20 protein-coding genes and 1 tRNA gene are annotated in these 20,399 nt (G+C 39.7%); 14 read left to right on the top strand and 7 right to left on the bottom strand.

Translation table 11 applies throughout. The features are described 5' to 3' along the window. Nucleotides 1-85: 85 nt before the first annotated feature. Nucleotides 86-676, bottom strand: coding sequence for a methyltransferase family protein (locus OW255_RS15955; protein WP_024838644.1), 591 nt, complete (start codon nt 674-676; stop codon nt 86-88). Nucleotides 677-807: 131 nt separating this feature from the next. On the opposite strand from OW255_RS15955, the gene OW255_RS15950 reads away from it, so the two are divergent. The 3 genes from OW255_RS15950 (at nt 808) to OW255_RS15940 (ending at nt 3,583) form a co-directional block, all read left to right on the top strand. Beyond that, the gene (locus OW255_RS15950; RefSeq protein ID WP_024838643.1) at nt 808-1,638 is read left to right on the top strand and encodes a class I SAM-dependent methyltransferase; all 831 of its coding nucleotides are present in this window, start codon (nt 808-810) and stop codon (nt 1,636-1,638) included. Between the two features lie 336 nt (nt 1,639-1,974). Next, entirely contained in the window at nt 1,975-2,580 is a 606-nt protein-coding gene (locus tag OW255_RS15945; RefSeq protein WP_024838642.1) for a uracil-DNA glycosylase family protein, read from the top strand. Nucleotides 2,581-2,878: 298 nt separating this feature from the next. Continuing rightward, nucleotides 2,879-3,583, top strand: a complete 705-nt coding sequence (locus OW255_RS15940; protein WP_268114637.1) for a hypothetical protein — start codon at nt 2,879-2,881, stop codon at nt 3,581-3,583. Nucleotides 3,584-3,693: 110 nt separating this feature from the next. Here OW255_RS15940 and OW255_RS15935 read toward each other — a convergent pair whose 3' ends face one another. Further along, a complete protein-coding gene (locus tag OW255_RS15935; RefSeq protein ID WP_268114636.1) occupies nt 3,694-4,272 on the bottom strand; it encodes a hypothetical protein in 579 nt (192 codons plus the stop codon). Nucleotides 4,273-4,491: 219 nt separating this feature from the next. Between OW255_RS15935 and OW255_RS15930 the strand changes: the two genes are divergently transcribed. The 5 genes from OW255_RS15930 to OW255_RS15910 are packed head-to-tail and all read left to right on the top strand — an operon-like array spanning nt 4,492 to nt 8,756. Next, nucleotides 4,492-5,205 (top strand): lantibiotic protection ABC transporter ATP-binding protein, encoded by a 714-nt coding sequence (locus OW255_RS15930; RefSeq protein ID WP_024838639.1) that lies wholly within the window; start codon nt 4,492-4,494, stop codon nt 5,203-5,205. Beyond that, the gene (locus OW255_RS15925; protein ID WP_024838638.1) at nt 5,198-5,932 is read left to right on the top strand and encodes a lantibiotic immunity ABC transporter MutE/EpiE family permease subunit; all 735 of its coding nucleotides are present in this window, start codon (nt 5,198-5,200) and stop codon (nt 5,930-5,932) included. Before OW255_RS15930 ends, OW255_RS15925 begins: the two co-directional genes overlap by 8 nt. After that, nucleotides 5,932-6,681 (top strand): lantibiotic immunity ABC transporter MutG family permease subunit, encoded by a 750-nt coding sequence (locus tag OW255_RS15920; protein ID WP_024838637.1) that lies wholly within the window; start codon nt 5,932-5,934, stop codon nt 6,679-6,681. Before OW255_RS15925 ends, OW255_RS15920 begins: the two co-directional genes overlap by 1 nt. A gap of 54 nt (nt 6,682-6,735) precedes the next feature. Then, a complete protein-coding gene (locus tag OW255_RS15915; RefSeq protein ID WP_024838636.1) occupies nt 6,736-7,398 on the top strand; it encodes a response regulator transcription factor in 663 nt (220 codons plus the stop codon). Next, nucleotides 7,386-8,756, top strand: a complete 1,371-nt coding sequence (locus tag OW255_RS15910; protein ID WP_024838635.1) for a sensor histidine kinase — start codon at nt 7,386-7,388, stop codon at nt 8,754-8,756. Before OW255_RS15915 ends, OW255_RS15910 begins: the two co-directional genes overlap by 13 nt. 121 nt (nt 8,757-8,877) lie before the next feature. Here the strand turns inward: OW255_RS15910 and OW255_RS15905 are convergent, their stop codons facing one another. Next, nucleotides 8,878-9,753, bottom strand: a complete 876-nt coding sequence (locus OW255_RS15905; RefSeq protein WP_024838634.1) for an AraC family transcriptional regulator — start codon at nt 9,751-9,753, stop codon at nt 8,878-8,880. A 380-nt stretch (nt 9,754-10,133) separates the two neighbouring features. Here OW255_RS15905 and OW255_RS15900 point away from each other — a divergent pair, with 380 nt between their 5' ends. Beyond that, nucleotides 10,134-10,565 (top strand): DUF6097 family protein, encoded by a 432-nt coding sequence (locus OW255_RS15900; protein ID WP_024838633.1) that lies wholly within the window; start codon nt 10,134-10,136, stop codon nt 10,563-10,565. Between the two features lie 184 nt (nt 10,566-10,749). Here the strand turns inward: OW255_RS15900 and nagE are convergent, their stop codons facing one another. The 3 genes from nagE to licT form a co-directional block, all read right to left on the bottom strand. Further along, nucleotides 10,750-12,183 (bottom strand): N-acetylglucosamine-specific PTS transporter subunit IIBC, encoded by a 1,434-nt coding sequence (nagE, locus tag OW255_RS15895; RefSeq protein ID WP_268114634.1) that lies wholly within the window; start codon nt 12,181-12,183, stop codon nt 10,750-10,752. Nucleotides 12,184-12,294: 111 nt separating this feature from the next. Then, nucleotides 12,295-12,786: a PTS sugar transporter subunit IIA gene (locus tag OW255_RS15890; RefSeq protein WP_268114633.1), complete on the bottom strand. Its 492-nt coding sequence runs from the start codon at nt 12,784-12,786 to the stop codon at nt 12,295-12,297. Between the two features lie 16 nt (nt 12,787-12,802). After that, complete coding sequence (gene licT / locus OW255_RS15885; protein ID WP_268114632.1) at nt 12,803-13,630, bottom strand: BglG family transcription antiterminator LicT; 828 nt, start codon at nt 13,628-13,630, stop codon at nt 12,803-12,805. Between the two features lie 642 nt (nt 13,631-14,272). Between licT and catA the strand changes: the two genes are divergently transcribed. The 3 genes from catA to OW255_RS15870 all read left to right on the top strand — a co-directional run bounded on the left by catA (nt 14,273) and on the right by OW255_RS15870 (nt 17,814). Next, nucleotides 14,273-14,929 (top strand): type A chloramphenicol O-acetyltransferase, encoded by a 657-nt coding sequence (gene catA, locus OW255_RS15880; protein ID WP_268114631.1) that lies wholly within the window; start codon nt 14,273-14,275, stop codon nt 14,927-14,929. 176 nt (nt 14,930-15,105) lie between these two features. Continuing rightward, on the top strand, nt 15,106-17,367 hold the full coding sequence (locus tag OW255_RS15875) for an excinuclease ABC subunit UvrA (protein ID WP_268114630.1): 2,262 nt from the start codon (nt 15,106-15,108) through the stop codon (nt 17,365-17,367). Between the two features lie 12 nt (nt 17,368-17,379). Next, nucleotides 17,380-17,814 carry a MarR family winged helix-turn-helix transcriptional regulator gene (locus OW255_RS15870; protein WP_024838627.1) on the top strand — a complete coding sequence of 145 codons (435 nt, stop codon included), beginning with the start codon at nt 17,380-17,382 and terminating at the stop codon, nt 17,812-17,814. Between the two features lie 200 nt (nt 17,815-18,014). On the opposite strand, the gene OW255_RS15865 is transcribed toward OW255_RS15870, so the two are convergent. After that, nucleotides 18,015-18,100: transfer RNA gene (locus tag OW255_RS15865), tRNA-Ser, on the bottom strand. Between the two features lie 277 nt (nt 18,101-18,377). On the opposite strand from OW255_RS15865, the gene OW255_RS15860 reads away from it, so the two are divergent. Next, nucleotides 18,378-18,599 (top strand): HPr family phosphocarrier protein, encoded by a 222-nt coding sequence (locus tag OW255_RS15860; protein ID WP_024838626.1) that lies wholly within the window; start codon nt 18,378-18,380, stop codon nt 18,597-18,599. Between the two features lie 169 nt (nt 18,600-18,768). Continuing rightward, complete coding sequence (locus OW255_RS15855; protein WP_268114629.1) at nt 18,769-20,352, top strand: ClC family H(+)/Cl(-) exchange transporter; 1,584 nt, start codon at nt 18,769-18,771, stop codon at nt 20,350-20,352. Nucleotides 20,353-20,399: the final 47 nt, after the last annotated feature.

Here is a 20,399-nt window from a genome sequence, read left to right as displayed (position 1 = left end):
CATGAATGTTTTACACAAGAGAAATCTTATCTTGTTGACATTTTTCATGTTGCAATACCCATACATATAACGTAGTCAAATAAAATTAAAAAAAGAGAAAATAGCGAGGGGTTCTTTTTTGATACTCTGCATATTCATCACCGAAAATCCGCGGTAAGTAAACCTCTTCCTCTAAAATCTGCAAATGCATAAACAGGACGCCTGCAAGGGCTAAGACAAAGATGAGTACTCCTGGCATAGCCAGAGCAGAGCCAATATAGAGCAGGTCGAATCCCACAAACGCCGGATTCCGGCTGATGCTGTAAATTCCTCTTGTAACCATGGCTGTTTTCTGGCTTTCGTCGATTCCGGCCCGCCAGCTGTCCCTCATGGTAGTAATGGCAAGAATAAAGAAAAGGACTCCAATGAAAGCCAGGACAATGCCCAGCCAGCGAAGCGATGCGGGCAGTTTCAGTGGAAGTAAATATCTCTCAAGAAATAAGCTGGCATATTGGAATATTGCCATACCGTAAGTAATAAGGAGCAGGCCGGTTTCTATCATAGCTGTTTTCCTTGGCTTCTGTCCCTTTGCCAGACGGTTTGTAACGATTCCTCTTTTTTTTAGAAGAATCTGCTTTGCAAAGTATGCAATGTAAAACGTGGTAATCAGTATAAATAATAAAGGTTTCATTATCATTTTTCACATCCTGATATTGTATTTTGGATTATTATATCACAGAAGTAGAGAATGTACGAATTAAAATTGATGGAAGAGAAGTAATCATTTACAGAATCGTAAATCATTGATAGAGATAATAGGAGGAAATTATGTATCAAAGAATGAAACAGATGTTTGAACAACCAGCCCTATATAAGAAGTCAGAAGCAGCATTTTGGAATGAGGAACATATTTCCAAACAAATGTTACATGCACATCTGGATCCCAATTTTGAAGGTGCCAGCAGAAAAGCAGACTTTATTGAGAAATCAGCTCAATGGATAGGGAAACGGCTGCCTCCTGACAAGTATCATAAGCTTTTGGACCTTGGCTGCGGCCCTGGATTATATACGGAACGGTTTGCTAAGATGGGCTATCAGGTTACTGGGATTGATGTTTCAGAGAGGTCCATTGAGTATGCAAAGAAAGCGGCCAAACAGCAGGAGCTGGACATAACATATCATTGCCAGAATTATTTAAACATGGATTTGAATAAGACGTTTGATGTTTCCACCATGATTTATTGCGATTATGGCGCATTGTCAACCGAAGACAGAAAGACTTTAAGAACTTATGTGTACCAGCATTTGATTGAAGGGGGAAGTTTTTTATTTGATGTGTTTTCTATGGAATTCTTCCATCAATTCAAAGAGGAAAAATCGTGGGAGATCTGTCCAGAGGGTGGATTTTGGAGTGGGAGTGAATACATGATGTTTCAAGGAACGTATAAGTATGAGGAGCATGTGACATTAGAACAATATATTCTGATGACAGATGATAGCATAACACCCCACTATCTGTGGAACACCTGTTTTACAAAAGAATCCTTGATTCAGGAAGTGAAAGAGACAGGATTTAAGGTGATTGAAATCTTTGGAGATGTTGCAGGCGGATTGTATCAGAAGGATAAGAAAACCATGGCTATTTTGTTAGAAAAGTAAGGGATATGAAGAAACGATATACTAACTGGATACAAGATCTCAGAAGTAAGTTATAATAGAATGGTAATCAATCATAAAGACAGCTAGGGTGAAAAATTATGGGAATTAGCAGCTATAATGAATTAATCACATATTTAGATAATATCGCAAATGATGAGAGTCATACCTATAATAACGGCGAAACGTATAAGTTTTTATCAAACTTAGAATAACTGAAATCGAATAAATAAATCTTGACTTTTGCTCCCAGATTGCTTGTAATAACATTAGAACACGGAGATGGTTACTGCCGAATGAGGCAGGCAAATGAATTGGGACATTGGGAAGGAGCAACCTATGAATGTAAAGAAAGAATTGGAGCAGGTGACCGGTGGGGGAGAGGGCTTTTATTTTAACAATATTGACCTCGACCCACAGAAGATTCAGGCAGTTATGATTAATGAAGTTGTACCATCTGATTCCAGGCAGGATTTTTATGGACAAGCAGATGCCGATTATCTGAAAACAACGATTCCCCTATTTCAAAAAGCAGGGGCAAAGATCACTACCATTGATGACATCCTGCAGATGGGGATTTACATTACCAATGCTGTTAAAACTCCAAAATCCCAATACACCATAGAAAAGAATGTGATAGAAGACCATCTTCCATATTTAGAGAGGGAGCTTGCTTTGTTTCCTAATCTTAAGGTAATTATGCTTATGGGAGATGTTGCAAAAAAAGCCTTCAATATGATTGCAAAAAAAGCTACGAAGAAACACGTGATACCTTCTACCGCCACTTATAAACTAAGAAGCAGTGAATTCTATTATGGGAGCATACGGGTCATTCCCTCCTATATCATGACAGGGGGAAATCTTTTGATTGAAAAGTCAAAGCTTCAGATGACCACGGAAGATATTGAAACAATGCTTACTATCTTAAATACAGAATCAGAATGAAGTTGCTGCAGAGATGTTTGATTTACATGCCGGAAAGATGAGAGAAAGGGCTGGAATGGCGTGGGTGGTATGATCACTTCCGGAATCACTGAGCTGCTCCGTCAATCAAAGCTTCGTAATGCAGTGGTGACCAGAGCGTTCTTTGGACTATGTATTGCTGGTCAAAAACGTTAAGAAAGTGTATAAGATGCTTAAATAACCCTGTTTTTATTAATTCCAGTGATATATTGCCGATATGAAATAGTAGAGGAATTATTTATCATTTCGCAGGATAACCCAGGAAAGGGAGTGATAATATATGTCGAATTTTAATATCAGCAAAATGTCTGGAATTTCATACCAATCCTTCTCACAATCATCAAAAGTCAGTAGTCCAGATTGGGAGAAGATACCCCATAAAGGAATGGAACGACCATCAGAAGCGGAATTTGATGGTAAGATTGATGCTCTGGCAAAGGAACTGGCAAAGGCACGTTATCATGATAACAAAAGCCAATATGAGAGTTTGAGCGCAGCAGGAGATAAGTTAAGAGCGCAATATATCTCTCTCGTGTCACCAGACCGGAAGACCATGGCAAAGGAGGCTTCTGAGGTAATGAAGCAGTCCCGTTCCAATACTGGAAATAAGGAGACTGATAAACCCCTGAATCTCATTGATTACTTAAATAAGAAGGACGGGATAGGGGAATATGGTGAGAATGGCCGTAGCTCCAAAGCTTCTAAATCCGGTACCACAGTGGTGTTTACGGGAAATGATCTACAGCCGGATACTTTTGAGATAAAGGGCAGCAAAGCAGGGCAGACGGTTATGGGATATGCCTCTGGTAATTGGTATCATGTAAATACCCCCCAGGAACAAAGCATGCAAAAATCCTTTCTTTCCAAACTGAATAAAGCGGAAGAACGGTATTACAGACAATATATAAACGGTGACTCCTTAAGTCAAGGACAGGAGATGGAACCTTCCACAGAACTTAAAAACAGAGTGGATTATCTCGCATAAAATATAACAACAAAAAGCAGGGGCTTGTCTCAAAACAAGCCCCTGCTTTTTGTTGCATTCAGCAAGTTGTCATCTGCTTCGCTTCATTATTTCATGTTATGGTAACTGAATTAATAGCTGTATGTGACGCGGACGATTGTCCCCCTGATGGTAAAACCATCCATACCGGTATAGTTGCTTAATACACGGCCCTGAATCTGAATCTGATAAGTACTGTCAGCATTTAAACCATTTAATACTGGTGTATTACATGGATTTGAAGTGCTGGGCGCTGAAGTCACCCAGTAATTAAAGAATCCAGACCCTTGTCCGCCGCAGAATACCTGTACTTTTTCAATGGCTGTAAATTTTCCTTGAGAAATATTGCTTTTCGAGGGATTCCATGCCTGGACGTTGGTGATTTTCGCACCAGTGGGAATACCATTGAACTTAAAGGTAGGGCTTGTGCCTACAATAGTTCCTGTTGCATTGTTAAAAAGCCTTGCTTCCACTGTACCAACGGTAGCATCTTTGCTTGCAGTAGCAGCTCTGGCAGCTGAAAGTGTTTCTGTACCAACCAAGTCTGACAGATTAAAATCCGTATATCCAATGCGGGTTCCAGAGCTCGCGGTGTTATCGGCAGCCCACGTGGATGCTGCAAAACTTAGGGTAATAACCATACTTAAAAACAGGGTAGATAGCTTTTTCATTTAAATCCTCCTTCTTATGCAGTATGACAACTTGCTCTTTATAAAAATAATTTCTTACAACCGAGACTCATAAGATGATGGATTATAATCTTAGTATAAAGAGTGGTGAAGCAATTATCAAGTTTTTAACGAATTATTCCAATAAGGAATAACTTTATAAATTCTTCAAAATTATTGGTTATCCTATCTATATCAATCAATAGAAAGGACTGATATCAAATGGATACGATTTTGAAAACTAAAAATCTTTGTAAAAAATTTAATGATCAAATAGCAGTCAACCAAGTATCCCTGAGCATACAAAAAAACTCTATTTATGGTCTGCTGGGACCCAATGGTGCTGGGAAATCTACAACTTTAAAAATGATAACCGGCATTATGAGGCCGACCTCAGGCACCATTGAATTTAATGGAAGGGAATGGACCAGAGAACATTTAAACGACATAGGTGCTTTGATTGAAATGCCGCCGCTTTATGAAAATCTCACTGCATATGAAAATTTAAAGGTCAAAACTACCTTGCTTGGCTGCAGTGATAAAAGAATAGAGGAGGTGCTTCAGATTGTTGGCCTGACCCATACAGGAAAGAAAAGAGCAGGTCAGTTTTCCCTTGGCATGAAGCAGCGGCTTGGAATTGCAAATGCCTTAATCAGCCAGCCAAAGCTCCTTATTCTTGACGAACCTACCAATGGTCTGGATCCTATCGGAATAGAAGAAATGCGAACGTTAATCCAATCGTTTCCTGCAAAGGGAATTACGGTGATTCTATCAAGCCATAATCTATCAGAGGTACAGCAAATTGTTGATCATATTGGGATTATTGTAGGTGGTGTCTTGGGGTATACCGGTAAAATAGATCCGAAAGAAGACTTAGAGAAGCTTTTTATGGAGGTAGTAAGAGAGAATCGAAAGGAGGAGGGAACAAATGGTTAATATGATAAAGGCGGAGCATCTTAAGCTGAAACACACATTTGGATTATTTCTTCCAATCATCGCCCCATTCATGGTTATGTTTCTTGCACTATTCTTTACAGGTGGCTTTGATCGGGCGTTTCAGGCAGGGGCATGGAATTGGTGGTATACATTATTTCTTCCTGGAATGCTATCCATTGTAAGTTATCTTTGCATTAAAAAAGATAAAAAAATGAAATATCATCATATCTTGTTGCTGCCTTTCGCTCTGGAGAAAAGCTGGCTGGGGAAAGTTGGATATTGTATACTTGTCCTTCTGTTCTCAAATTTTATGATGTTCATTGGAACCTATGTAGGAGGAGCTATATCTGGTACCAATATTTCACTTTGGCCTGGGAGTGTCGCTGCGTTATTGTTAACCCTTTCCTACATGTGGGAAATTCCCTTGTTCCTGTTTTTAAGTGCGAGGTTTGGAATGTTTGCCAGCATATTTACCAGCATGGTGCTGTCTATTTTTGGCACCGTCACACTGCCAAGCAGCAGCTATTGGTGGGTATATCCACCTTGTATTCCCATTCGCCTCATGTGTCCAGTATTAGGAATTTTTCCAAATGGAATTCCGATGCCAGTTGATAACCAACTTTATAATACAAATGTAATAATTCCCGGAATATGTCTGTCTTTGATATGGTTTCTTGGAATAACACTCTGTACAACGTTTTGGTTTAAGAAAAAGAGGGAAGCATAATGATTGCATTTTATAGATGTCTAAAGTCTGAGTTCCTAAAGGTCAGGCACATGTATTTTTGGCTTTGGCATATTGTAATTCCGATATTGATTTCGGGAGTATTTCTTGCATATAGTGCATCTGTCCCAAGAAATGCTTATGGCATGGTGGAAGCTTACGTTCAGGTTTTGGGAATTGGTTTTCCTTTTCTCATTGCATTATTTAGTGTCATGGTTTCTGAGCAGGAGATGTCGGCGGGACATTATCAGATTCTCCTTTGTTCTCCAAAAAGATTGCCAGCATTTTTAAGTAAATTAATGTTTCTGTTTTTAGCAGGAGTATTGGCTGTCTTCTTTGCATGTTTGCTTTTTGGTGCAGGTTACACCTTTCTTTTGCAGCGATCTCCAGTCAGTATTTTGTTCTACGGAAAGGCATCATTGATACTACTGGCAAGTAGCTTCCATTTATATATTTGGCATTTGTTTTTGTCCTTACGCTTTAACAAAGGCTTATCCATTGGAGTAGGGATTACAGAAAGCCTGATTTCTGCTCTGTTTCTTACTGGGATGGGAGAAGGGAGATGGCAATATACTCCTTGCTCATGGGCTTCTAGATTCGTCACCTATGCACTGGCAAAAGAGAAAGGCTCAATATTCGATGGGCCTGATGTTTCACTTGCAATCAGCCTTTGCATTTTTACTACAATTGCAGCTTTCCTTTTATACTGTGTCTGGTCATGCAGATGGGAGGGAGGAAATACCAGTGATTAACTTTACTTGGAAATAGAGAACGGTTATAATTTCTGCAGAAAGGAAGTGATAAGTATGGGAAATATCCTGGCAGTTGATGACGAGGAAGCAATTCTTGTTATGATACAAAAAATCTTAACGAGAGACGGACATATGGTAACAACTATTTCAGAACCAGCTGACGTTAAGCAGCTCAATCTTTGCGGGTTTGATTTGATTTTATTGGACGTGATGATGCCGGGGGTGGATGGTTATACCCTCTGCAAGGAAATACGTTCCTATGTGGACTGTCCCATCTTATTTCTAACTGCAAAAGCAGAAGAAAGTAGTTTAGTAAGTGGTCTGGAAGCAGGTGCAGATGATTATATCTTAAAGCCTTTTGGGAAATTAGAGCTGCGTGCAAGGGTATCGGCTCATTTAAGGCGGGACCGAAGAGAACATACTTCAAGACTTACATTTTCCAATTCTTACTTTAATCTATCAGGGAAACAGCTTATCGTTGGCGAGGTAACGGTTCCTTTAACAAAGGGGGAATATCAGATATGTGAATTTCTGGCTCGCAGCCCAGGCCAGGTATTTTCCAGAGAGCAGATTTATGAAAAGGTATTTGGATATGATGGGGAAAGCAATGACAGTACGATTTCAACTCATATTAAAAATATTCGGTTAAAATTAGAGAGCCTGAATTATGCACCGGTGAAAACGGTATGGGGGATTGGATATAAATGGGAAGAGTAAGGAAAGAAAGAGAAATTCCGTTAAGCCTGTTTTATTTAAAATATTTTCTGTATTTATTTTTTGGTGTGATCGCAATCTGCATTGTGCTATTCTTGATTTTTAGCAGTTTAGATAGTTTTGGTCTCATCTATTATGCTAACTATGCAGAAAAACAGGCAAATGCTTCCTTTGATAAGATACGTACGGCAGATAAAGTAAGCGAAGATATGATTCCTGAATTAAACCAGTATATCATTTTTACCTTAGATGGGCGTGTTAAATATGGAAATATTGAGGCTGGAGAAACGGATAGAGCTTGGGAGGCAGTACAGGGGAGCACGTCAGATATAAAGGGGAATTATTACAAAGTCATTCCACGGGATCAGGAATATTGCGTGCTAAGATATAAAATCATTCCCCAATATCAATCAGAAACCTTGAGAAGATACCTTCCCCCCCCGGAAGCTCTCTTTGGAGTGACTCTAATTGCATGTATTTTTTCCCTTGTAATAACAACAGCACTCCGTTTTGGGCATGTACTCAGGAAAAAGCTAAATACCCTAATCTCAGCCGCAGATCACATACAGCATGAAGACCTGGATTATATTCCGGAAAAAGGCAATATCAAAGAAATAAACAAGGTCTTGTCATCCATGGATAATATGCGTCATGCCTTAAAGCTTTCTCTGGAAAGTCAATGGAATATGGAGCAGTCAAGAAAAGAGCAGATATCCGCGCTGGCACATGACTTAAAAACACCCCTGACATTGATTAGGGGAAATGCAGAATTATTATACGAAACAAATCCTACGGACGAACAGTTGGATTGTATCAGTTACATTGAAGAGAGCTCTCTGCAAATACAAGAGTATGTGCAGATGTTAATGGAAATAAATAAGTCTGGTAATTTGGTATCTCCAAAGCTGCAAAAGGTTGACATAAATGCTTTTTTACAGGAGGTCCAAAAACAAGCAAAAGGATTATGTATGGGGAAGGATATTCAGTTAGTATGGGAAACCAACCATACAATCCCAAACATTACAATAGACCCAAACCTGTTAATGAGAGCATTAAGTAATGTTTTGGCAAACGCAACAGAATACACTCCTTCTGGTGGGAATATTACCTTTATGACTGAGGAGGAGAACGGTTACCTAAGATTTTCGATCCGGGATACAGGAACTGGCTTCTCTCCAGAAGCACTAAAATATGCTACGACTCAATTCTATATGGATGATCAAAGCCGCAATTCAAAATCTCATTATGGAATTGGACTTTATGTGGCGGACTCTGTGGCCATACAGCATGGTGGCCGGCTTATTCTGGAAAATAATAAGACGAAACAAGGGGCAATCGTTACCATAGAGATACCTGTGTAAATTCATATCAATATCGGTTCCCAATAAATACATCTATAGGAGTCACCTCCCTAGCATGAATCGTTGTGCATCAAGGGGTTAGGAGATTTCCTATAGATGTATGGAGTCGAACTAATAAATATTAGAATTCAATCCTGCGGACAGGAATCCAGATCTCGCTTTTATAATCGGTTCTGCTGGTATCAGGACTCTCATTCCATAATAATTCAGGTCCTCCGGTCATTTCATAACCGGATGCCGGGAACCACTCGGCATATATTTTAGACCAGGTTTCCTGTATGGCATCAGGAAATATACCAACCACGTTAAACACCGCCCAGGTTGAAGCAGCAATAGGAAGGATGTCGTATCCGCTTGATCCTGCTTTCGAAGCTGCTACGCCAATATATTGATCAAGCTGGGAGTCTTCTGTGGTCCGCTCCTCAAAATTGGCTGATACACTAAGAATACCTTTTGGCTCTACATCGCTTAAGCCTTTTAGCTCTGCGATTACTTGTGGAGTTAATTTCTCTACGATTGAGTCCATCTGTGGATTGATGCCTTTAAACTTCATCGTAATCCTTTTCTTAAATCCGACGATATAAAATTCATTCTTCTCTATGATACGGTAATTCATCTCTATTCCACCTCTTATTGTTAATTGAAATGTCATTGCGGGAAACACTTTCAGGCTGGTATTTTCTTTTTTTGCCTGAGATGGAGTAACACCATGCATTGCTAAGAAAGCCTTGCTAAAAGCTTCCGGTGATTCATATCCAAGCTGTAAAGCTAAATCAATGATTTTGATTGGTTTGGTCTGTAGCAGAATACCTGCGGTTGACAACCGTCTGCGGCGAATGTATTCTCCTAAGGGCATTCCTGCCAGAAAAGAAAACATTCTGCGAAAATGGTATTCCGAACAACCAGCTATGTGTGAAATCTGGCTTGGCTCAATATCACACATCAAGTTTTTTTCAATATAATCCATAGCTTCATTGAAATGAGCTAATATATTCATTTTTGATTCCTCCTTTAAAGCTATCCTACATGAGAACTCAATGCAAATCCTGTTATAGTTGTTGCGGTTAATCACAGGTTACAGAAAAGATAAAGCAATAAGACCAGCCTGTATTAGGACGTGAAATATGAATATTGTAATATTCAGTTAGTTCTACTGTAATATCAAAAATGTAATTTCTCAAGGCTTAATATGGATAGTTATAAAAAATTCAAGCATCAGATTGGCAGATAATCCATATCCTAAGGTATTAACTTAAGAAAAATATCTTCGTAGGAACGATTTTTCCAATTGACATAGAGCGAAAAGTAGAAAATTATGGTATAATATAAGAGGTTTATTTTGGACTATGCTATAAATAGTAAGAAAGGAATTTATTTATGAACATTGGTAGAGAAGTAGGAAATGTATTACACTTTAGCGAGCAATTAGACATACTGCATAAGCATATCAGCTTAAATGAATTGCCTGTAAAGAAACGGGATGCCTTTGACGAACAGTGTATTCTTTTAGAAGAATATTTAGGTGAGGATAATTATAAAAACGTCTATAAAAGAATGCGCACCTTAAATATATTGTCTGGAGTTATGGCGTTTCCTGTTTTGCTCCTTATCGTAGGTGTTATTGTTTACAGTAAGTTAAATGAAGAGGTTAATATCTTTGCTTTTATTTTAGAGAATACCTTCCTGTGGATTGGAGCAGGAGTTTTGCTTGCACTCATTCTTATTGTGTCACTGTTGTTTTACATAACAAAAAACAAGCTGTATAATAAGATTTATCCAGAATTGAAACATAAGCTTAATATTAAATAATCTAATTACATTGGTATGGCTGCACGATCTAACGATAGACAATCGCTGGAGACGTGCAGTTTTTTTGTGAATAGAGCCCATGGATTAGCAGTGAAACAGAGAAATTAGCTGGAGCCATTGCGTATAACTGAAACACCGTCATTTCGCAACAGCTCCTTATATAAGGTTTTTATGTATCAGATACTCATTGACACAACTTCTTAAATTCGTCAGCTACAAACTGTACCTGGGTTCCCACGATTACCTGCAGGCTGTTCTTACCAGGCCGGATCACTCCGGTTACGCCCGAAGATTTTATCATCATTTCATTTACCAGTGCCTGATCTCTAATTTCAAGCCTTAATCTTGTAATGCAGTTATCAATGCTGGTAACATTGTCCTTCCCCCCAAGACCTTCCAGAATGATGGCTGCAATCTGGGTATAATCATTATTGGATAGAGTGATTTTTGCTTCATCTGCATCGTCATCCTCTCGTCCTGGAGTCTTGAAGTTAAACTTTTTAATCGCAAAACGGAATATAGAATAATAAATTGCTGAATAAGCAAGACCCAGCGGAATGATGTAAAGCGGATTCATAGCCATCGGAGCTTTAAAACTTAAGATCCAGTCAACAAAACCAGCGCTAAAGTTAAATCCTGTACGCACCGGAAGCAAGGAACAGATTGCCAAAGAAATACCGGTAAGGATGGCATGAATCAAATATAAACCTGGTGCAAGAAACATAAATGCGAATTCCAATGGCTCTGTTACTCCCGTAAAGAAGGAACATACGGCGGCTGCCAATAATAAACCATAGACATTTTTCTTCTTTCCAGGCTTAGCCGTATGGTACATAGCAAGAGCTGCCGCCGGAAGACCAAACATCATAACCGGGAAGAAGCCTGTCATATACTGACCGGTCTGGCCCAGGGTGCCGGTTCCTGCCCAGAAGTTTCCAAGATCATTTACGCCAGCAACATCAAACCAGAATACAGAATTCAGAGCATGGTGAAGTCCTACCGGAATCAGAATACGGTTTAAGAAACCATAGATACCGGCTCCTACAGCTCCCATACCTAAAATACCTTTACCAAATGTAACAAGTCCTGTATATACAACGGGCCATACAAAAAACAGTACCAGACAAGCGACCAGTGAGACCAGTGCTGTTACAATAGAAACCGAACGCTTTCCGCTAAAGAATGCCAGAGCATCAGGAAGCTTCGTATTTTTGAACTTGTTGTAACAGGTGGAACCGATGATTCCTGATACAATGCCAATAAACTGGTTGCTGATATGTCCAAAGGCAGCATTTACCTCTTTAACATCAATGCCCTTTAACATGGCAACAACTCCTGGAGATAAAATCGTCTGAATCATCAGCCAGGAAACGATGGCTGCCAAAGCCGAAGTACCCTCGTGATCATCTGACATTCCCACTCCAACACCAATAGCAAATAAGACGGCCATGTTATCAATAATGGCTCCCCCCGCCTTAATCAGAAAAGCGGCAATGGCACTATTGGCTCCCCAGCCCGTGGGATCAATCCAATATCCAATCCCCATTAAGATGCCTGCTGCAGGCAGACACGCCACCGGAAGCATTAACGATTTCCCCAGTTTCTGTAAATACTTCATAAAGTAACTCCCTTCCTCTGTCCTCCCGGACATTTTTTATCCACTCCTGCATGAATGCAGGTTTAGATTTCACCCCATAAAAACCTTTTCATTCAACAAATTCTCCTCTGTCTATAAATCAATGATCGGTTCCAGCTCATTTACCTGCCTCCCACTATGGCATACCATATCGGGATAGCACGAAGGATTGCAGACAATAACAGGCGTTATCAAATCATAACCAGCCTCTTTGATTGCCTTTCTGTCAAACTCCAGGAGAAGATCTCCTTGTTTCACATGGTCCCCCTGATTTTTAAAAGAAGTATAATAGCTTCCTTTTAGACGAACCGTATCTAATCCCACATGGATAATTACTTCTGTGCCATGTTCTGATGTAACGCTGACTGCATGTTTTGTCTCAAACATAACTGAAACAACGCCGTCAAACGGTGCCACAATTCTTCCTCTTTCCGGAATGATAGCGACGCCTTTCCCCAGAATTTCCTGACTAAAGGCAGGGTCATTGACTTCGCTTAGAGGAACCACCTTTCCCTCCACAGGCGCCAATACCTTATCTCTTTCTTTTTCGTCGCCTATAAAGAGCTTTTTCCATGAATCAAACATACAAATTGTCCTCCTGTTAAACTCCTAATCTTTTGATGTGAATTGCCAGACATGCAATCTCCTCATCTGCTAACTGATAATGAAATGTTTCAAAGATATAATTCCTGACTTTAAGACTGCACTCATATTCAGCCGGGTACATCTGAGCGATTGCATGGCTAAATCTCTCATCCAAATAGTTGATAGGATCTTTGGTAACAATTCTCTGAGAGAGAAACCTCAGATGGCTGATAAACTGCTGATAATTAAGGGATGCCTCATTCAGTTCTCTGGAAAAATGCTCTTTCACAAGTTTCACCGCACCTCCGATTAAATTGGTGATCCCAATGGTATCCCGCATGGCACTATTGAGCTCCGCATTTACGATATGAAGAGCAATCGATCCCGCTTCATCCACTGGTAACTTGACTCCGACCTTCCGTTCAATTAAAGCGATTGCATATTCTCCAATCAGATATTCCTCTTTATAAAAGGTCTTTATTTCATGAATGAGAGGGTTGGAAAACTCAATGTTCTTTTTAAACCGATGGATAGCAAAATTAATGTGATCCGTCAGTGTAATGTAAATATTTTGATTCAGGCTTCTGTTTAAAACACTTTTTGCATAATTGATGATTTCGGTAGACACCTGAAGATGCTCCAGTGGTAAATTTACAAGAAGTTCCTTAAATTTATCCATACTGTTCTGGTTGTCTAGGTGATACACCTTGCTAACCTTATCTTCCGCAATGGCTTTCCCAGGTTTTGTACCGAATCCAATTCCCTTGCCAATGACAATTACTTCTTTTCCATCAATATCCAGTGCGCTTACAATGTTATTGTTAATAATCTTATCAATTTTCATAAACCCCACCTGTGAATAAAAAAAACCAATCTTAATTTAGAAAATAGAATTCTGTTTTCTAAATTAAAATTGGTTTTGCCTGCTTGTCAGTAACAACCCATTACAATATTAACTTTTTTTTAGCATATCAGCTCTTTTGTAAAAAGTCAACAATTTAATTGTGCATAAACGGAATTATTCATACTCATTGCACATATTATGCCTGGAAACTTCAATGTTTGATCCATTTTATTAACGTTGTCATTAAAATATACTGCTTTTATTAAATTAGTTAAAATTAAATTTTGAACGTATAGCTGCAAATGTGCTTAACAAATAAAAAAAGCCCAAAGTCTTGTAAAATCAAGATATTAGGTGACAATTATGTCTGTAACGGCAGCATTAAAACTTACGAGCCCTCGCAGATAACCTTTTTTATTAAAGCTCCCTTTATAGTCTGACCAATAGCCTTAAAACGATTCGCCAAAGCGCATACTGTACTTTGGCGAATCATTAGCCTTGTGATATACGAACGAATGCAGTATAATTTATTGTTATAGTATAAAGAGAGAGGAATGTATAAACAATGGTATCAACAATTTCTTTATCGTGCATGGCATGAGCTTTTGCACGTTAAAATAAATGAAATTACGGAGAATAATCATGAGCTTTCATTTGATCGATTTAAGTAATTGGCCACGTAAAGAATATTATAATCATTATATGCACGGGTTACGTTGCACTTATAGTTTAACCGCTAATATTGATATAACCGGTTTGAGAACTGCATTAAAACGTATGGACAAAAAAATATATCCGGCGCAGATCTATATGCTTACAACAATTGTGAATCAGTATCAGGAGTTTCGTATGAATGTTGATGCTGATGGTAATTTAGGGGTTTGGGATGAGCTCAATCCGAGCTACACCATTTTCAATAAAGAAAAAGAAACATTTTCAAGCATATGGACGATGTATAGCACTTCTTTTATTACATTTTATGAACACTGTATCTCTGATATGGTCTGTTATTCAAGTGCCACGAATCTAATGCCGAAACCTGATGGACCACTTAATACTTTCAATATATCATGCTTGCCCTGGACGAGTTTTACGGGATTTAACTTAAATGTATACTCAGATGGCTGCTATCTGCCCCCTATTTTTACGATTGGCAAGTTTATCGAGCAGGATAAAAGGATTTTGATACCATTAGCAGTACAAGTACATCATTCCGTATGTGATGGATTTCATGTAGGGCGATTTATCAATGCGCTGCAAGAATTGGCAGACAATTATAACGATTGGCTCTATAAGTAATTTTCAAAGATTATCTTAACACCCCCGCGTGAACCTATGGTTTGCGTGGGGGTGTTGTTCGTGGATATGCTATTTACTAAATTCGACTACAGTCATTGCATAGAAATAAAAATAGTGATAATATATAGTTAACCTACTCATATATTAACTGTATCATATAAAAACGAGGGAAAAATATGTATGATCACTACATCAAGGTATCAGGTGCAAGGGAGCGAAATTTAAAAAATATAAATGTTCTGATACCCAAAAAAGAAATTACGGTTTTTACAGGTGTTTCCGGGTCGGGAAAATCATCTTTGGTCTTTGATACAATAGCGGCAGAATCGCAAAGACAACTGAATGAGACCTACACCAGTTTTATCCGTCACCGCTTGCCACATTACGGAAAGCCTGATGTGGATACCATTGAAAATTTGTCTGTTGCCTTTATCATCAATCAAAAAAGATTAGGCGGTAATTCCCGGTCAACGGTTGGGACAATTACCGATATTTATTCTGTATTACGTTTATTGTTTTCCAGAATTGGAGAGCCATTTGTCGGTTATTCCGATGTTTTTTCCTTTAACAATCCGTCCGGAATGTGTGAACATTGCGAGGGCTTGGGGAAAATTGAAACCATTGATCTGGAAAGACTGTTGGATAAGAATAAATCCTTAAATCAGGGAGCTATCCGTTTTCCAACCTTTGAACCTGGCGGTTGGCGATTGACCCGTTATATTCATTCAGGCTTTTTTGATAACGATAAAAAATTGAAAGATTATTCGGCCGAGGAGCTGGAACTGTTACTTTACGCAGATGGAATCAAGATTAAGAATCCCACACCAGAATGGCATAAAACCTCATTATATGAGGGTCTGATTCTCCGCATTGAGCGGAGCTTTCTTAAAAAAGAAGATGGCGAAAAAGTCAGATACGGAAAAGAAATAGAATCATTTGTTGTAAAACAGGATTGCCCCCACTGTCACGGAACCCGTTTAAATGATAAGGTGCTGTCTTGTAAAGTAAACGGTAAAAATATCGGGGAGTGCGGGGAGATGCAGATGAATGAGCTTCTTGATTTTGTCCAGTCCGTTCATGCTCCCGTAGCCGCTACCATTGTTTCAGAGCTTGTGAATCGGATGAATCACATGGTATCCATAGGGCTTGGCTATTTAAGCTTAAGCAGAGAAACATCTACACTTTCAGGCGGGGAGTCTCAGAGAATTAAAATGGTTAGTCAGCTGGGCAGTAGTTTGACTGACCTCACTTACATCTTTGACGAACCGAGTATCGGGCTTCACCCTCATGACATAAGTAAAATGAATGAGCTTATGAGATTGCTGCGTGACAAAGGGAACACCGTTCTCATCGTAGAGCATGACCCAGACATGATAAAAATTGCAGACCATATTATTGATATGGGACCAGGTGCTGGAACCCGCGGTGGGGAAGTTGTATATCAGGGAAATTTAGATGGACTAAAGACTTCGGGCACTCTTACGGGGAAATACTTATCCCACATTCCCAAGCTAAAACCGGAAACTCGTACCCCGAAAGGTTCCCTTTCCATTCAAAATGCAGCCATGCATAATCTAAAGAATTTATCAGTTGAGATACCCAAAGGAGTAATGACTGTTGTAACCGGAGTTGCCGGTTCAGGAAAAAGTACGCTTATTCATGGAGTATTGCCACGGTTTTATCCAGAAACTGTTTTTATTGACCAGAAAGGAATACAAGCTTCAAAACGCTCCAACATTGCAACCTTTACAGGTATCTTTGATATGATCAGAAAATTATTTGCCAAGAGGAACGATGTAAGCCCCTCCCTATTTAGTTTCAATTCAAAGGGTGCCTGCCCTGCCTGTAAAGGTCTGGGAGTTACTTATACAGATTTGGCGTTTATGGACACAATTGTTACAGTATGCGAAGAATGTCACGGAAACCGTTATACGGACGAAGTGCTTGCCTATGAGCTAAGAGGAAAAAATATATCCGATGTTCTTAAGATGACGGTCACAGAAGCTCTTGAATTTTTTCAGGAAAAAGAAATCGTAACGGTTTTAAAACGACTATCAGACGTTGGTATCACGTATCTTTCTTTGGGACAACCATTAAGCACCCTTTCAGGTGGTGAATTACAGCGAATGAAACTTGCTTCCGAGCTTGAAAACGTTGGTCAGATTTATGTCTTAGACGAACCGTCAACAGGCCTTCATATGGCAGATATAAAACAACTAATAGGTGTAATGAATCGCCTTGTAGAACAAAATTCCACTCTTATTGTCATAGAACACAATTTGGATATTATTTGTGAAGCAGATTGGGTGATTGACATAGGCCCCTATGCAGGACAGAATGGTGGTAAGATTATGTTTACAGGATTACCTAAGGATCTGGTTCACTGTCCAGATTCTCTGACTGGAACGCATTTGAAAAAGTATATCAATGAAAATTAGGAGGTTGACTTAATGGCAAAAAAAGAATTAGAGGAAAGTTATGTTCCCTTTCAATGCATGATTGTATCAGATTCCAATCGGTTCAATGTGGAAGGTGTTTCAACGGCACAATACTATATACTGGATACACTGAATAAGCAAGGGCAAAAAACCACGAAAGAACTTGCTGAGATGAGAGGTATCTCACAGTCTGGCATTTCAAAATTAACAAAGCGTTTGCTGGAAAAGAATTATATTACTCAGGAAAGGCAGACCAGTGACCGCCGCTCTTACCATATTGTACTTACCAAAGAAGGAAAAGCTTTTTTAGACCGTGTTGAGGACTTTGGAAACGAAATCATGAACCTGATTGAAGAAGCATTAACAGAGGAAGAAGTACACGCCTTTTCCATGATGTGCAAAAGGATAACCAGCTTAAACGCAGAAAAGCAGAAAATGGAACCATAGCTGGAGGCTTTGCCTGCATCGGCAGTACCGTTTAAGAGACAGTGGATGGGTATATGGGCGTATGTATGTTTGATTTTGTGTGACAATGGAAAAGGGCAATCCAATCAGCCTTTAGATACGAGCCCAGCCGGTACGATTAGTTAACTCCACAGAAATAGGATAAGCCTGTAATCGAGTTTGATTACAGGCTTTGTCGATGACGGAAGCGGTGGGATTCGAACCCACGTGCCCTTGCGGACAACCGCATTTCGAGTGCGGCTCGTTATGACCACTTCGATACGCTTCCATATAATATAAATAAATTTCATTTTATTCTATAAAATCATTCCCATTTTACTTCTTAACATCATACCATAAAAATGCGAACGATACGATTATACACGATAATGTCGGGTTTGTGTAGTGTTTTTCGTGAAATAAATGCATTTTAACAGAATAAGGTTTTATACAATGGAAATAATAGGATTGAGATTAGAAAAAACTGCATAAATAATAAATAAAATCCAGAAAATTTTGTTAAATATGAATATAAAACCAAAGAAATTCATGGAAGAGGTGTAGGAGTGAGGAATATAAAGCACACATTTACTACCGTAGAAGAATTGGTTGCATTTGTGGTGAGAGCCGAGAAATGCAGCTATGAGGTAGATGTGATATGCAATCAATTAGTCATTGATGGAAAATCCCTGATGGGAGTCATGATTATAGGAATTGGGCGGCAGGTAGAAATCGTTTGCCATAACGAAACCGCATCTCCAGAGGAGCTGGTTGGGCGTGCTGCTTAATTCTTCTATGTAATAAGGTACGAAATCAGACTTGTATTTTTTACGATACAAGCCTGGTTTCTTTTTGTTTTTACCAGGCTTTTCCTTGCAAACCACATATAATAGAGTTATAATTTGAAACTGTTTATTTCAGATAAAGATTGATTATTAAAAACAGGAGGATATGAACATGCAGCCAGACGACCATTCGGTTAAAAATACCATTCATCGATTTCGCAGCTTTCGCTATGAATTAATACTGGAAGGAATCCTCGTAGGAGCGGTTTCTGGCGGGGTGGTGGTATTGTTTCGATATTTGCTGATCTATGCAGATAAACTGCTTCAATTCCTCTTAGCCTATGGAAAAGCTCATACCTTCATGATACCGCTCTGGTTTGCTTTCTTATTCTTTTCAGCCTTTATAGTTTCCCGCTTATTAAAATGGGAATCTTTCATATCCGGCAGCGGCATTCCCCAGGTGGAAGGGGAGATGATCGGGGCGCTTGATCCTTGTTGGTGGAAGGTCCTCATAGCAAAGCTGACAGGTGGGCTCTTAGCCATTGGCTGCGGCTTATCACTGGGAAGAGAGGGTCCCAGCATCCAGCTTGGAGCCATGTCTGCAAAAGGTGTGTCCCGTATGATAAGACGGGGAAAAACAGAAGAAAAGCTGTTGATTACCTGCGGGGCAAGTGCTGGTCTTTCCGCAGCGTTTAACGCACCAATTGCCGGAGTCCTGTTCTCTTTGGAAGAGGTACATAAGCATTTCTCACCGGAAATCCTTCTATCTACCATGGCTTCTTCTATCACGGCCGACTTTGTTTCCAGAAATGTGTTTGGATTAAAGCCAGTCTTTAACTTTCAGATTACCCGTATGATGCCCCTTGGAAGCTATGGTCACGTGATTTTATTGGGGGTGCTTCTTGGTGGCCTTGGAATCGTGTATAATACCTGTCTGGCTAAGACACAGGATGTGTTTCAGAAAATTCCTAAGCAGACAATACGGCTTTTGATTCCCTTTTTCTTAGCCGGAGTGTTTGGTTTTACCTATCCTTATGTATTGGGAGGAGGCCACCCTCTGGTAGAGAACCTGACCACGGATCAATTGGTCATAGGAGGACTCTGTCTCTTATTTATCCTTAAATTCAGTTTTTCCCTCATTAGCTTTGGCTCTGGTGCCCCAGGAGGGATATTCCTGCCTCTATTGGTCTTAGGGGCAATCATTGGCAGCATATATTATAAGACTGCCGAAGGGGTGACCGGCTCCTTAGACGGGCTTTTGGATAATTTCATCATCCTTGGAATGGCTGGTTATTTCGCTGCCATTGTCCGTGCACCGATTACAGGAATTATTTTAATTAGTGAGATGACGGGAAGCTTCTCCCATCTATTGACGCTTTCCATGGTATCTCTTGTGGCTTATGTGATACCGGATATGGCACACTGTGCTCCGGTCTACGATCAGCTGCTACACCGTTTGTTAGCCAGACTAAATCCCCAGAATGGTCTTGTCTCCAGAGGAGAAAAGGTACTGGTAGAAGGCATGATTTTTCATGGAAGTGAAGCAGAGGGGCGAAAGGTATCAGAAATTCAGTGGCCAAGGACCTGTCTTTTGGTTTCCTTAATCCGGGGAGAGGCAGAATTTGTTCCGAGAGGTGAGACTTCCTTTTTGGCAGGAGACAAACTGGTGATCCTTTGTGAAGAGATGGTCCAGAGGGATCTTCATCAGCTCTTACAGGAGGTCTGTGAGACCGTGAATATGGAGTCTAAGGCTTAAATCTTCCCTGAATCCTGATTTTTTATTGACTTTCCCCCTTCAAAAGA

It is taken from the genome of Lacrimispora xylanolytica (assembly GCF_026723765.1).
GTDB classification, from domain to species: domain Bacteria; phylum Bacillota; class Clostridia; order Lachnospirales; family Lachnospiraceae; genus Lacrimispora; species Lacrimispora xylanolytica.
The sequence above is the reverse complement of the archived record's forward strand: the minus strand, read 5'-3'. Positions and strand labels throughout refer to the sequence as shown.